Origin of the sequence: Bartonella sp. AP150HLJHH (genome assembly GCF_042196385.1) — a bacterium.
GTDB lineage: Bacteria > Pseudomonadota > Alphaproteobacteria > Rhizobiales > Rhizobiaceae > Bartonella.
Genome location: NZ_JBHIQC010000027.1, coordinates 1 through 13,498 on the forward strand (window position 1 = coordinate 1; position 13,498 = coordinate 13,498).

The window sequence follows — 13,498 nt, forward strand, 5'->3', positions numbered from 1 at the left end:
CAAAATGCAAGGGTTTATGAAAATGGTAAAGTGAAAAGCTTTTTTGTAGACGTTTATGGTGATGCACAAATTTATGGCAATGCTATTTTTGAAGGCATGACAATAAATGATTATTGTGAGGTTTATGGCAACGCCCATATTCAAAACGCTGTTGTAATTGAAGGTAATGCAAAAATTTATGATAACGCCTCTGTAAGTGGACATGCTCATATTTCTGATTCATCTGTTATTTGTGATAATGCTCATGTCGGTGGCAATGCAAAAATAAGTGATGGTGCTTATATTTGTGATTATTCCTATGTCGTTGATGATGCCGTGGTTTGTGGTGCTTATGTATCTGGCGATTCTTGTATTCATAGCGCCGCCTCTTTAACTGAATATGATCAAATTCATGATGAGGCAATTCCAAGATTTGGTAGTGATGATGATTATTTTCGTGATGAGTATGAGGATGTTGCGTAAATAAAATAGCAGGTGCGGGGGGCGCCTGCTTTTTAAAAATAAAGAAACCGTATGTTACATTAAGCACTAAAAAATCATAAAATTGAAATAATTATCTATATAGGTATATAAATAATCGTGAATAAAATAAAACGTATCATATAGCCATAAAGCGTTTTATAGATAAAAATATTGGAGGGGGTAATGGACACTCTATCTACTAATAAATTAAATAAAAAAGAGAAAAATCCAAATTCCAAACAATCAATTTTAATAACTATAATACGTAGAGTGTTTTCTATCGTTTATAAAATATTACATAAGATATTGAAAACGTGCCTTTTTTTCCTTTTCCTTTTTCTTTTGCTTATTCGCAAACCGGTTATTATTTTAACAGAGTTTATAGCAGGGGGGAGTTTGCTGGTGTTATTTATTTTTTTTACTGGATATGTAGCGGGCTCTGCACCTTTTGAACACCAAACAGCAATGGTCATTGGTTATATAGTTTTGATATTTCTAAGTTTAGCTGTCAATTGGGGGTACGATACGCTGCTATTACGGCTAGCTCCTCCTGGTTCTGATCTTATGCTTTTCAAGTAAAAGCTTATTAGAGAATGTTCGTCAAGCTCTCCAATACGATAGAATGGTACTAACAAGAGCTAGTACAAAGAGGATGTATTTTAGGCTGTTTCTGTTTTAAAGCTTGCGCTAAATCATAATTTGTTTGCATAGCTAGCCAAGCACGTGCAGTACTCACACCAGCCATTTCAAGTCTAATAGCGAGATTGGGACTAACAGCAGCTTTTCCATTTAAAACCCTAGAAAAAGCTACACGAGACATACCAAGCCGTTCAGCTGTTTCGGTAACAGATAAACCAAGCTCTACGATTACATCTTCACGCAAGAGTTCTCCAGGATGTGGAGGGTTTTTCATCATTTTTTATCTCTCCTTATTCAATGATAATCTAGATAATCAACTAATTCGACATCTATACCAACAAAACGGAATATTACACGCCAATTTCCATTTACTGTAATTGACCAAAAGCCCTTAAGATCACCTTTTAAAGGATGTAATCGAAAGGACGGATAATTCAAATCATTTGGTGATATAGCTACGTCAAGAGCACCTAGAATACGCCTTAACTTTTGAGTATGAGCAGACTGAATTCCTTTTGTAGTACCAGTAGTGTAGAAGGCTTCAAGCCCTTTATGTTTAAATCCCAAAATCATGATTCACTGTAATGTGTATCGTTATAAAATACAAGAAGAAGTTGTTCATTAAGCTACAATGTTACCATTATTAGTAACATTGTGAAGCGTAACTACTATGCTTTTATTATTTTTCTCTTCTGTATCTGTATATTTTAAGCATCAAAAATGCCTGCTAAAGCAGATTTTTTGAATTGAGGAGGGGGCAGCCTCTTATTTTATAGATAAATGGAGCTAATTATTTTTTTATCTAAGATAATCTTCAAGATCTATTTGATTACTAATGTCCATTTCTAAAGGTTTTCTATTCTCATATACACCTTGAATACCGGCTGCTTTCATGCGATTTTTTAAGTTCTTTCTAAGAGCTATTTTGTGGATTTTAGCACTACCTTTCCAACCAAGGTTTGGGTTGAGACGGTAGGATCTATTAATCCCAATACGAGGACCTTCCAAAAGAATATCCATAGCTATTAGTCTTTTTACGCTTCGATTAAAGTGATGTCTGGTAATACCAACTTTTTTAGCCAATTCCGTTTGATTGACGACTAATAGATTTTCGAAATCAAGACGAGAAGCCAGAATGAAAAACACCTTGAGATCATATCCGTTTAAATTACTTTTCGCTATTATAGCCATCGGATGTTGAGGCATTGTAATCCATTCCTTTTCAAATCTATTTTTGCCTTTTAGGTACGACACAAACAACAAAATCGTCCATAACCTTCCCTATTTTACAATCTATTTGGTATAATTTTTTTATCCACGTAGTTAAAAAATAAAATGTTTTTTTCATACTATAAGGTGCTGTTTAGGCACCCCTAAAAGCTCTCCATTCTAATCATGATTTCGGAGCCGCGTGAGAGGGACGAAACAAGACGTTAGGTTCTTTGTCAAGGACGCCGTTAGGCGCTATGTAGTGGCTTCCTTGACACTAAGAACCAAGACTTGTTAGTCCTCTCATTAAACGCGGATCTGATGTCATGATTTTGGTGAGCGTTCCGGAGAGTTTGAGAGGCGGATAGCCTCTCATTTTATTGATTATGGACGAACGAAGTGAGTTCTATTTAGGAGATATTATTATTTAGGGGCAAATCTATTTTTGTTAGCAAGAGCCCTTAAATCTTTTCTTCTGAAATATATGGCACGTCCGCAACGAATAGGGGGCTGCCCTTGCATGAGAATGATCTGTTCGTCTTTTCGCATTTCTTGGGTAATTTCATGAGGATAAATTAAAGGTCTCTGCTGGGTGTTTACATTTTCTGTCCCTCTTGTATGGAATGCTCCTTGAGGTTTTCTTGAATTTTTCACTTCAACAGTCATTTTACCGCATGCCTTTGATATATTTTCAGCCGTTTTAATATCTTTAATAGCGGCATAACTTACAAAAGCACAACTTTCAAACCATGCCATAGCACCTGATGAACCAAAGTGACGTTCAATTTGTCCTACAGATTGGTAAAAGAGCATGAGAGATATTCCATACTTACGCCCACGGTCACGAGCTTCTTCTAAGATGTTCATATATCCTAACAGATCAATCTCATCTAAAACAAAGAGGACTCTTTTTTCATAGTTTCCATTTGCGGCTTCCATAGCTTTGAGAAGAGAACCGACAAGAATGCGTCCCACACCAGGGTAAGATTTTAGAATTTTGGACGGAATATTCAAAAAGATATCGATATTTCCTTTTGCGACATCAGTTGTTTTAAAGTCGTTACCACTTATAAGGTCGGCATAATTATCAAGGGAAAGCCATTGGGTATCCTTAGAAGCAGTAGCATAAACACCAGAGAAAGTTTGCGGTGCCATATTGGTAAAGACCCCAAGAGTTTCACGAATGAATTGCGATGAAGAACTTGATTGTATTGATTGCAATTTTCCAATAACCGATGGTTCTGGTTCCGATACAATCATACGAAGTGTTTTTAAGTTTTTTGCCTCTGACTTGTACTCATCAGAAAAGACGATATGTGCAAGTAGTCCTGTTAATAAATTATGTGCGTGTGATACAAAGAATTGATCGGTTGAAGTTGATTTATGGTTTTCGGAAAGAAGGAGTCTAGCAATCTCAACTAAACCCGCTTCCCTTTCATAGGCTGGAATGCTTTCATCTAATAACCAATCTAAAGGATTAAAAGTTTTTGTTGAAGTTCCATGAGGAGCAAGAACATGTACGGTATTTTCGTTTAATTTATGTCGCGCTTCTCCAACGATTGGAGCGATTTCAGTTGAAGGATCAAAAACGATCAGTGGACCGGAATATTTGAGACAAGTTGGAATAACATTGCTGGTTGTTTTATAACCACCAGAACCAGCAAAAAATAACATATGAGTTGAATCAAAATCAAGTTTGTATGTTAACAATGGCTGGCTACCACCTTTCCCCCATGTTGTTTTGTCTTTGGGATTAAATTGGACATCTTTAACAACATCTTCGTCGACTCTATAGCGCTCTCCTATAACTACTTCACCATCACTTGGAAAGATCATTTCAAGTTGTTTTATATTCATCCATTGAGCGCCGCCAAAAATCGTATTTTTTAATTTTTTCAAAGGTGATGTTTTTGGCAACGATAGATTCATCGTGAAACCAAGGATAATAATACCAATGATTGAACCGCTCAAAACCATCCTATCAAAGAAAGGAAAAACATCAGCCCATGTCATGTTATTTTGTCCTACATAAGGACTTAGTCTTATATATTCATTTATACTGTAGTAGGCAGCAAAAAGACAAAAGGAGATTAATGATGCTATGGTGATATTTTTTCTTATATGTCTTTTTTGTAATAGAATAAATGAAGAACATGAAAGTGCAATAAGGACGAGAATATCGAGAGGTTTTGAACGAACAAACCAATAAGCATCTTGGGTAGTACCATTTTCTGTAATGTTATTTATTGTTATGTTTACAAGAAAAAGAATTATGATTGAAAAGAGGAAAGGGCATATTAAAAATATGATTTGTTTACGATCTAGATTGTTTATCATTTTGACCCCGCGTATAGGTAAAAGAATGTTGTCCTATTTTTTGTAAATTTTTATATTCATTTGAATTTATATCAAGTTTTGCAGCATGAATTAAACATCCTAAAATAAAAGACTTATCAGCATTTTTAAGACCAGCCTTTACGACAAGACCGCCTAGAATAATTTTTTCACGTGCATCTTTACGTCTTATTTCATCACTCAAAAATCTCCTCCTTTTTTCAATGCGTCTTAGTGATTTTATAGAGTTCCCAAGATTATTCAGTTTTTTGCTGTTCTTTTTGAAATCGGTCTTTAATCTCCTCGAAAATATTTTTCCATTGGTCGTTTGTTATGTTTAATTCTGTTAATCCCGCTTCAGCTGCTAATAGTGCAATTTTTTCCCCTTCTTGTTTTTTAGCAGCTTTAATTCTTTCAAGAAGTTTTTTACTTTTTTCTTCCAGAGATTTTTTTTCTTCCATAAGTTTTTCTAAAGATTTACGTGACATTTCAAACTCTCTTTTATTTTTTAATCTTTATTTTTACTTAACAGAATAAATCTCCAATAACAATACTTGATAGTGCGCATTTATGCGCTCCTGAAAAAATGTCTTTTTTCAAAAGATTTTTGAAGGCGCAATTATACGTTTTAAAATAAAACGTTTTATGCTATAGATTATTTCTGTGAAATAAACACAATTTTTGGTAATTGTATCTTATGGCAAGTACACATTTACAAGCTAAAATTATTGGTGCTGGAAAATCAGCAATTTCGGCGGCTGCCTATCGCCATAGGACAAGGATGTTTGATGAGTTAGAAGGATCTCATACGCATAGATATGATAAAGATAGAGACCTTGTACATTCAGAAATGAATATTCCAGAAGGTTCTCCAAAATGGATTACACAACAACTCAGTTATTTTGATACAAATGATAAAAAAAGTGAATGGCTGTGGAACACTGTGCAAAATAGTGAGCGCGTGAATGGACAGTTGGCAAGAGAAATAGTTATAGCGTTGCCATTAGAGTTATCACGAGATCAAAATATTTCTCTTGTACGAGACTTTGTAAAAGAAAACTTTTCATCACGTGGTCTTGTTTCTGATTGGGTTTTTCATGACAAGGAAGGAAATCCACATGTGCATATTATGCATACTTTACGTCCAGTTTTAGAAAATGGTTTTGGTCCAAAAAAAATAGCTGTCTTAAATGAAGATGGAACAGTAAAAAAATCTCTTGTTACTATTCGTGATAGACAAGGGAATGCTATAAGAAAAGAAGAGCGTATAGTTTACGAAAACGTCATAGGTCATAAAGATGCATTGAAGGATTTGCGCAACTCATGGGGTGAGATTGCAACGAGGCATCTTACGTTTGCAGGTTATGATATAAAAGTAGATATGCGTTCTTACAAAGAGCGTGGTTTATCTATAGAGCCAACCATTCATTTGGGGCAATCTGCTCATGCAATGAGTAAAAAAGGACTTGCTAGCAATGCGGTGCAAGCTAATGAAAAAATAAAACAGAGATCTGTAGAGAAAATTAAAGAAAACCCTAATGAAGTATTGAAGTTGATTTCATTTGAGAAGTCGACATTTAATCGTGGTGATCTTGCTAAGATCATTAATAGATATGTTGATAATTCAAATGACTTTAATGATATTATGGTGCGTTTAGAACAAAGCAATAACCTGATTAAAATTAAAGATCATTCCAATCCTCATAAGATCATTTATTCAACAAAAGAAATATTAAAAAACGAATATGATATGGAGCGGTGTGTTGTTTCGTTGTCTCAAACGACAGGATACGGTGTAAAAGATAAACAGGTTTTAGAGGCAATAAAGTCTGTTGAGAATAAAGATAAAAGTAATAGATTTAAATTTTCAGAAGAACAAAAATTAGCCGTTCAACATATTACAGATGATAAAGGTATTGCGGCGGTTGTTGGTTATGCTGGTGCTGGAAAATCCACTCTATTGGAAGCCGCAAATATTGCGTGGGTTAATAGTGGGAAGCGTGTATTTGGAGCAGCGCTTGCGGGGAAGGCTGCGGAAGGTCTTGAAGAATCTTCAAAGATAAAAAGTAAAACTCTTGCTGCGTGGGAATTAGCGTGGAAAAATAAAAAAGATGAATTACGGGTTGGTGATGTTTTTGTCATTGATGAAGCTGGAATGGTTTCTTCAAAACAACTTTCGCATTTTGTCCAAAAAGTTGAAAAAGCAGGCGCAAAAATTGTTCTTGTTGGTGATAATATGCAGTTGCAACCCATTGAGGCTGGAGCGGCATTTCGCGCTGTAGTTGATAATATCGGTTATGTAGAATTATCGGGTATCAGAAGACAAAAAGAAGAATGGGGGCAAGATGCATCACGACAGTTTGCACGTGGACAAGTAAAGGAAGCTTTAGATCATTATAAAAATAGAGGATTCATTCATGAGACTAAAACGCGTGACCAAGCCATAAATACTCTTGTTAAAGATTGGATGGATACACGAAGAAAAGTAGAAAAAAAATCTCTGGAAGAAGGAAAAACTTTACGGGGTGACGAATTACTTGTTCTTGCTCATACGAATGCGTCTGTAAAAAAATTAAATGAAGAAATTCGAACTGCTCTTAAAGATGCTCGTTTACTTAAATCTGAAGATAGTGCAAGTGTCACAAATTTTGATACTCTTAAGGGGCGTAGGGAATTTGTTGTTGGTGACAGAATTATCTTTCTTGAAAATGCTCAATTTGAAGAAAGATATGCCACAGAATTAGGAAAGCAAAAAGTTAAAAATGGTATGTTGGGAACTGTTTTGTCTACACAAAATGAAAGAGGAAAACCGCTTTTAAAAGTGCGTCTTGACTCTGGTCAAGAAGTTGTTTTCTCCAATCAGACTTATCAAAACGTTGATCATGGATATGCGGCTACGGTTCATAAGAGTCAAGGAGTTACCGTTGATAATGTCTTTGTTTTAGCCTCCTCATCTATGGATCAACATCTCTCCTATGTTGCAATGTCTCGACACAGGCATCAGTCACATCTTTATGTAGCCGAAGAGGATTTTAAAAACGTTCGATTACACGAACACAAACAGGTTAAAGGTACAATCACTGGTGAACTTGTAGAAGCTGGGTATGCTTCTTTTAGTGAAACTGCCAAAACCGAAACACCTTATGCGGATATAGCAACTTTCCGTGGAATTGAACGTGTTTATGGTGTAAATCTTCCCTCTGCGATAGATGGGGCTCGTATTGAGCTTGGTGACAAGATATCACTTCGTCAAGATAAAGAAACTATTGTTGTTAATAATAAAGAAATTAAAAGAAATGTTTTTAATGTTGATTTAATAGAACGCGGTGATCCTTCTTTTGTTGATGCTATCAAGCGGTCTGATCATGCTAATACCTATGAAAAATTGGTAGCAGCTCTTTCTAGGTCTGGTGTTAAAACAACAACTCTCGATTTTTCTGAATCTCCTGATTATAGAGATTATATAGCCAAATTTACAAAGAATAGAGGGATTGATGTTTATCAAGGTTTAGGGGAAAAAATAGCCTCTTACGTTGATTTTAATAAAGAATGGTTGCAAAAACAAAAAGAGAAGATTGAATCCCTTTGGGATAGAGCAAAGACAAGTTTTTCAAAACTTCAAAAAGAAGATCTCAAGGTTGATCAATCACAAAAAGAGTTGAATGTTGCATCAAAAGCAACAGAACGAGAGCCATACCTTGCTGCTTATACGGATAACTCTAATCTAGAACAGAAGGTGCTAAGCGCTCTTAGAAATAAAAAATCTTACGTTGATATGTTTAAAAGATTAAACAGTCGTTTAGCATCTATTTATAAAGATCCGCAAGAGGCTGCGCTTAGGATTGAGCAAACAATTTTAGCGGGTAAAGGCGATAAACTTCCTGATATTCTAGCTAAGTCTCCAGAGAGAGCTGGTGAGCTGCGTGGATCAGATCGTTTAATCGATAAACTCAAATCTACAGGAAAAGAACGAAAAGAAGCGCTTTACAATGTTCCTATTTCTGTTTCTATTATAAGAGAGCTTCAATCCTTTTATAAGAATTCTTATGAGACACATATGGATATGGTTACACGGGAGCGTGAACAGTTAAAAGTAGAGGTTCCATCACTTTCACAAGAAGCAGTGACTTTTATGAAAAATGTTGAAGCTGGTCGTGATAGTTATTCGAAGATACCAGAGCAGATCAATCAAGAGTTTTTAAAGCTACAAAGTGCTTTAGATAAACGTTTTGGACAGGATGCCATTCATAAACAAGACTTTGACTTGTCAAAAGTAATACCTCAAAACCAGCCTCCGGATAAGAAGCTTATGAGTGAGTTTCAAACGGCTGTTAAATTTTTGCAACAGAGACAACAGGAGCAAATCAATGCGATAGCGCGTGAAAGATCAAAAGATGTGATACGGTAAGGTAAGGAATGAAAACTTGCTTCTATAGCTTATTTGAGCTATAATAAATATCAACAAAGGAGGATTTTATATGTTGAGTGAAGACGAAATTAAACGACGTCGCTTTGCTGCTAAAAATGCATTAGCAAGTCAACGTTTAGAGGGGTTAGAGCCAGATTCAAAAGTCGTTGAACAAATGGAACGTGTTATTATTGGAGAACTTGAAACAAGTGATGTAATCAAGGATCTTATGTCACGGATAAAACGTGGTGAAGTATGAGAATACAAACGATCCTTATACTGATCCTAAAACTGGTGTGATGTATAATCGGCTTGGTATTAAAGACAAAGCCACACTAAGGAGTATGGAGTCTGCTTTTGCTTATATAAGGTCTTATGAACTTGATAGTACTCCTATTAGGGGTAAGTTTGATCTCAATCATATGAAAGACATTCACAAGAAGCTATTTGGTGACGTCTATGAATGGGCAGGAGAGATCCGTTCAATAGATATTACCAAAGGTGGTTGTTTATTTGCTTATCATCATCAGATTGAAAGCTACGCACCGAAGATTACACAGCAGCTTGCCAAAGAACAATATCTGCGTGGTCTTGATGCGGATAAATTCAGCCAGAGAGCTGGATATTACATGGGTGAAATAAATGCGTTGCATCCGTTTCGAGAGGGAAATGGACGTACTCAGCGTGAATTTATTGGCCAACTTGCTCGTGAAGCTGGTTATAATATCAACTGGGACTGTATCACGCGAGAGGAAATGACAAAGGCATCAATTGAGGCACTTTATGGTACTTCTGAATTACTGTCTGAGCTTATTCGTAAGAACCTTACTGAATTTACAAAAAATAAAAATGTTGACGTTTTGCAAGGTTTAGGAGAAAAAGTCTCCTCTTACATTGAGACCAATAAAGAATTATCGCAAAAACAAAAGGAGAAAATTACGACCCTTTTGGAGAATACAAAGACAGCTTTCAGTAAACTTGAAAAACAAGATCTCAAGGTTGAACAATCACAAAAAGAGTTGAATGTTGCATCAAAAGCAACAGAACGAGAGCCATACCTTGCTGCTTATACGGATAACTCTAATCTAGAACAGAAGGTGCTAAGCGCTCTTAGAAATAAAAAATCTTACGTTGATATGTTTAAAAGATTAAACAGTCGTTTAGCATCTATTTATAAAGATCCGCAAGAGGCTGCGCTTAGGATTGAGCAAACAATTTTAGCGGGTAAAGGCGATAAACTTCCTGATATTCTAGCTAAGTCTCCAGAGAGAGCTGGTGAGCTGCGTGGATCAGATCGTTTAATCGATAAACTCAAATCTACAGGAAAAGAACGAAAAGAAGCGCTTTACAATGTTCCTATTTCTGTTTCTATTATAAGAGAGCTTCAATCCTTTTATAAGAATTCTTATGAGACACATATGGATATGGTTACACGGGAGCGTGAACAGTTAAAAGTAGAGGTTCCATCACTTTCACAAGAAGCAGTGACTTTTATGAAAAATGTTGAAGCTGGTCGTGATAGTTATTCGAAGATACCAGAGCAGATCAATCAAGAGTTTTTAAAGCTACAAAGTGCTTTAGATAAACGTTTTGGACAGGATGCCATTCATAAACAAGACTTTGACTTGTCAAAAGCAATATCCAAAAATCAGCTTCAAGATAAAAAGCTTGTGAATGAGCTTCAAACAGCAGTTAAATTTTTGCAACAGAGACATACACAAGAGTTAAAAAATGTGATAGCGCAAACAAAGTCAAAAGATGTTACGCGATAAAGAAATTTAGAACATTAGAAACTTGTTATTATAACTAATTCAATCCACACATAAGAAGGTAACTAAAGGAGGTTTACTATGAGCGTAGCCGTAGATTCAAAAGATGTTATTCGAGCAAATATAGATAAGAAGTTGAAAAAAGAAGCCGGTGAAATATTAGCAAGTTTAGGACTTACGGTGTCTGATTTCATACGAATTTCCTTAGCTAAAGTTGTTGATGAAAGAGGATTGCCGTTTGATATGTCTATTTCTAATGCGAAAACGCTTAAAATTTTTGAAAAGAATGCAAAAGGATAAGATGTATACTTTGCGAAAGATATGAATGAGTTATTTAAGTCATTTCGACAGTTTTTAAAAAGCATCACGGCGTTTGAAGGGGTCGTAATAGATTTCTGTTACACGAAATTTTCCTTCGAGGCGTTTACATTGGATGATGACATCTATCATCGAGATTAATAAGCCGCGGATATCATCGCGTGCTAAATTACCACCACCGTCACTTTCTTTGACTAAAAGGGTCATTTGTTCAAAGGCTGCAAGGGCTGTTGAGGCGTGGACGGTGGTAATGGAGCCGGGGTGACCAGAATTAACATTACGGATATAGTAAAAGGCTGTACCATCACGCAGCTCTTGTAGAAGGATTCTGTCGGGGCGCATGCGTAATCCTGATTCAAGCAGTTCTTTTGCGCCTGCTTTTGCTAAGCCTTGGTTATCTTTTGAATAAAAGAGCTGCACTTTGTTGGCGTGCGGAACGACAAGTTCTGGCGTGTCTTCAATGGTGAGAATTCGTTCATAGTCAGGGATTTTTGCAATCAAAGCTTTGGAGAGGGTTGTTTTTCCAGAACCGGTTTTGCCCGATATTAAGATATTTTGTTGTGTAATAACGGCTCTTTCTAAAAAGGTGCAAAAATCTTTGGCGATAAAGAGATCTGTTAGCTCTTTGTCTGTATCAGAGAGTTCGGATAATCGTTCTGTCATTTGTTGCGTGGGTGTGAAACTGGTGTTTTGGGCAACAGAAAACAGATTGTTTTCATGTAAACTTTCAAGAGAAAAAGTGCGTGATGAAGGTTTACGAATGGTCATGCTAATGGTATTGGCTGCAACTGCTGGAGGCATAACAATTTGTATGCGTTCGTTGTTGGGCAGTGTTGCGGAGAGAACGGGATTTTCTACACTAATTTTTTGTGTTGTGTAGGCAGCAACAACTTTCGCAATCCCTTCTAGTTCGCTGTAGGTTAGTTCTTGTATGGTGTGGGTTTGCCAACCATTTGGACCTTCAACAATTACTTCGCCAGGGCGATTGACAACAATTTCAAATAAATTTTCATCATTGAGGAAGTCATCTAAGATCTTTAATTTTGTTAAAACGATGGAGGCTCGTTCTGCATTTTTTGCTGATGGCATAATGTGACTTTATTGGCTTAATGAAAAAAGGAATAGCTGGGAGTAGAGTGATACCTTTTGCTTGTTACTACTAGTTTATAGACAGATGAAAAATCGAGATCTCTTGCTACAAAGATGTTGACGAGTTCGCCTTGAAATTTTTCTAGGGTAGGCGGGATGTTGATTTGATTTTCAAGGGCAACGGTGGCTGTATCTTTTCCGATATTGCTTGCTTCAGAGCTGTTGAAACCACCACTTGAGTTAGAATTGCCTTTCTTTTTATTGGTTAGGTTTGTTGTAACGCTATCAACAACGGTGAGTAATAATGCTGAACTGAAGCGTTCCCACCAATGGGTGTTGACGTTGCCGTCAAAACCAGCTCTACCTAAACTGTCAGTTGCGGGAGATGCAAGATTGATGATGACACCGGTTGGTGTTTTTGCTCTTGTCCAGAGCACAAAGAGGCGAGATTGACCCTTTTTAAGCCCTCCTCGGTATTCTCCAACGACTTGGGTTCCTTTATCAAGCAAAACAACGCGCCCATTGTCAGAGAGGATATCACGGTTGATGATGCAGCTTGCAAAGCCTGGTTGGTCACTGTTTAATGCCGTTTCTAAGATACAGGGGATAGAAGTTCCCATGGCGATGATAAAGTTTCTATTTCCCATGATCCCAGCTCTTGTACCTTCTATTTTTGTAGGCTTTAGAAGTGAGGAAAAACTTTGTGAATCATTATTAGGAGTTTCACTTATATTATTACTATAGTCATTTCTCGGCATTTGAGTTGAAGAAGGGGGGGTATTGCTCGTAAAAGCCAATACGGGAGAACGTTGTGCTGCATCAAGTAAAGGATCATGTTCAACTATTTTTTCTGGTGTTGGTGATGGTGTTGGTAGTGTAATTGGAGCAATTTTTGCTTGTGATTCAGTGGAAACTAATTCTAAGGGAGTAACTGAGTTATTAAATTCTTGTTTTTTATGGATATTTGCCGTGTCTTTTGATGTTGGTGGTGTTGAAAATATATTCCAAAGCACATATGCGCAAAATCCTACAAAAGCTATAATAATGATTATTTTTTTTGTATCCGATTTTGATGTATTATTTTTGCCATCCCCAATAGATCCTCGATCTTCGATGATTGATTTATCACTCATGTGTTGTCCCCTTCAATTCCCGCTTATTTAAAGATCTGATGCAATTTTACGTTCAACAGCTGGTGAGGTTGTTCCGGTATTTGGATTTGTGCCTTTTGGTTGATAGGCTTCGTTAAAGACGCATAGGACGTTTTTTC

The 13,498-nt window shown here is 36.4% G+C and carries 13 protein-coding genes and 2 pseudogenes; 6 read left to right on the forward strand and 9 right to left on the reverse strand.

Translation table 11 applies throughout. From position 1 onward, the window contains the following. Together ACFING_RS08065 and ACFING_RS08070 are read left to right on the forward strand one after the other, a co-directional pair. A pseudogene (locus tag ACFING_RS08065) lies at positions 1 to 462 on the forward strand (hypothetical protein); the annotation flags it as partial. Positions 463 to 864: 402 nt separating this feature from the next. Continuing rightward, entirely contained in the window at positions 865 to 1,041 is a 177-nt protein-coding gene (locus ACFING_RS08070) for a hypothetical protein (protein WP_375612418.1), read from the forward strand. 49 nt (positions 1,042 to 1,090) lie between these two features. Here the strand turns inward: ACFING_RS08070 and ACFING_RS08075 are convergent, their stop codons facing one another. The 6 genes from ACFING_RS08075 to ACFING_RS08100 form a co-directional block, all read right to left on the reverse strand. Continuing rightward, positions 1,091 to 1,378 carry a HigA family addiction module antitoxin gene (locus ACFING_RS08075; protein ID WP_375612417.1) on the reverse strand — a complete coding sequence of 96 codons (288 nt, stop codon included), beginning with the start codon at positions 1,376 to 1,378 and terminating at the stop codon, positions 1,091 to 1,093. 17 nt (positions 1,379 to 1,395) lie between these two features. Next, positions 1,396 to 1,674 carry a type II toxin-antitoxin system RelE/ParE family toxin gene (locus tag ACFING_RS08080; protein WP_375630386.1) on the reverse strand — a complete coding sequence of 93 codons (279 nt, stop codon included), beginning with the start codon at positions 1,672 to 1,674 and terminating at the stop codon, positions 1,396 to 1,398. 225 nt (positions 1,675 to 1,899) lie between these two features. After that, positions 1,900 to 2,307: a replication protein RepA gene (locus ACFING_RS08085; protein ID WP_375630387.1), complete on the reverse strand. Its 408-nt coding sequence runs from the start codon at positions 2,305 to 2,307 to the stop codon at positions 1,900 to 1,902. Between the two features lie 426 nt (positions 2,308 to 2,733). Beyond that, on the reverse strand, positions 2,734 to 4,647 hold the full coding sequence (traG, locus tag ACFING_RS08090; RefSeq protein WP_375630389.1) for a Ti-type conjugative transfer system protein TraG: 1,914 nt from the start codon (positions 4,645 to 4,647) through the stop codon (positions 2,734 to 2,736). Continuing rightward, positions 4,625 to 4,849 (reverse strand): conjugal transfer protein TraD, encoded by a 225-nt coding sequence (locus ACFING_RS08095; protein WP_375630390.1) that lies wholly within the window; start codon positions 4,847 to 4,849, stop codon positions 4,625 to 4,627. Before ACFING_RS08095 ends, traG begins: the two co-directional genes overlap by 23 nt. A gap of 52 nt (positions 4,850 to 4,901) precedes the next feature. Beyond that, a complete protein-coding gene (locus ACFING_RS08100; protein WP_375630391.1) occupies positions 4,902 to 5,132 on the reverse strand; it encodes a TraC family protein in 231 nt (76 codons plus the stop codon). Between the two features lie 209 nt (positions 5,133 to 5,341). On the opposite strand from ACFING_RS08100, the gene traA reads away from it, so the two are divergent. The 4 genes from traA to ACFING_RS08120 all read left to right on the forward strand — a co-directional run bounded on the left by traA (position 5,342) and on the right by ACFING_RS08120 (position 11,121). Continuing rightward, positions 5,342 to 9,052, forward strand: a complete 3,711-nt coding sequence (gene traA, locus ACFING_RS08105) for a Ti-type conjugative transfer relaxase TraA (protein ID WP_375630392.1) — start codon at positions 5,342 to 5,344, stop codon at positions 9,050 to 9,052. Positions 9,053 to 9,122: 70 nt separating this feature from the next. Beyond that, positions 9,123 to 9,311 carry an antitoxin VbhA family protein gene (locus ACFING_RS08110; RefSeq protein ID WP_375630394.1) on the forward strand — a complete coding sequence of 63 codons (189 nt, stop codon included), beginning with the start codon at positions 9,123 to 9,125 and terminating at the stop codon, positions 9,309 to 9,311. Further along, a complete protein-coding gene (gene vbhT, locus ACFING_RS08115; RefSeq protein ID WP_375630395.1) occupies positions 9,301 to 10,824 on the forward strand; it encodes a type II toxin-antitoxin system protein adenylyltransferase VbhT in 1,524 nt (507 codons plus the stop codon). The genes ACFING_RS08110 and vbhT overlap by 11 nt, the downstream gene beginning before the upstream one ends. A 78-nt stretch (positions 10,825 to 10,902) precedes the next feature. Further along, positions 10,903 to 11,121, forward strand: coding sequence for a type II toxin-antitoxin system RelB/DinJ family antitoxin (locus ACFING_RS08120; RefSeq protein ID WP_375630396.1), 219 nt, complete (start codon positions 10,903 to 10,905; stop codon positions 11,119 to 11,121). Positions 11,122 to 11,175: 54 nt separating this feature from the next. On the opposite strand, the gene virB11 is transcribed toward ACFING_RS08120, so the two are convergent. The 3 genes and pseudogenes from virB11 to ACFING_RS08135 all read right to left on the reverse strand — a co-directional run. Further along, positions 11,176 to 12,228 carry a P-type DNA transfer ATPase VirB11 gene (gene virB11 / locus ACFING_RS08125; RefSeq protein WP_375630397.1) on the reverse strand — a complete coding sequence of 351 codons (1,053 nt, stop codon included), beginning with the start codon at positions 12,226 to 12,228 and terminating at the stop codon, positions 11,176 to 11,178. A gap of 17 nt (positions 12,229 to 12,245) precedes the next feature. Then, the gene (virB10, locus tag ACFING_RS08130) at positions 12,246 to 13,361 is read right to left on the reverse strand and encodes a type IV secretion system protein VirB10 (RefSeq protein ID WP_375630398.1); all 1,116 of its coding nucleotides are present in this window, start codon (positions 13,359 to 13,361) and stop codon (positions 12,246 to 12,248) included. Positions 13,362 to 13,388: 27 nt separating this feature from the next. After that, a pseudogene (locus tag ACFING_RS08135) lies at positions 13,389 to 13,498 on the reverse strand (P-type conjugative transfer protein VirB9); the annotation flags it as partial.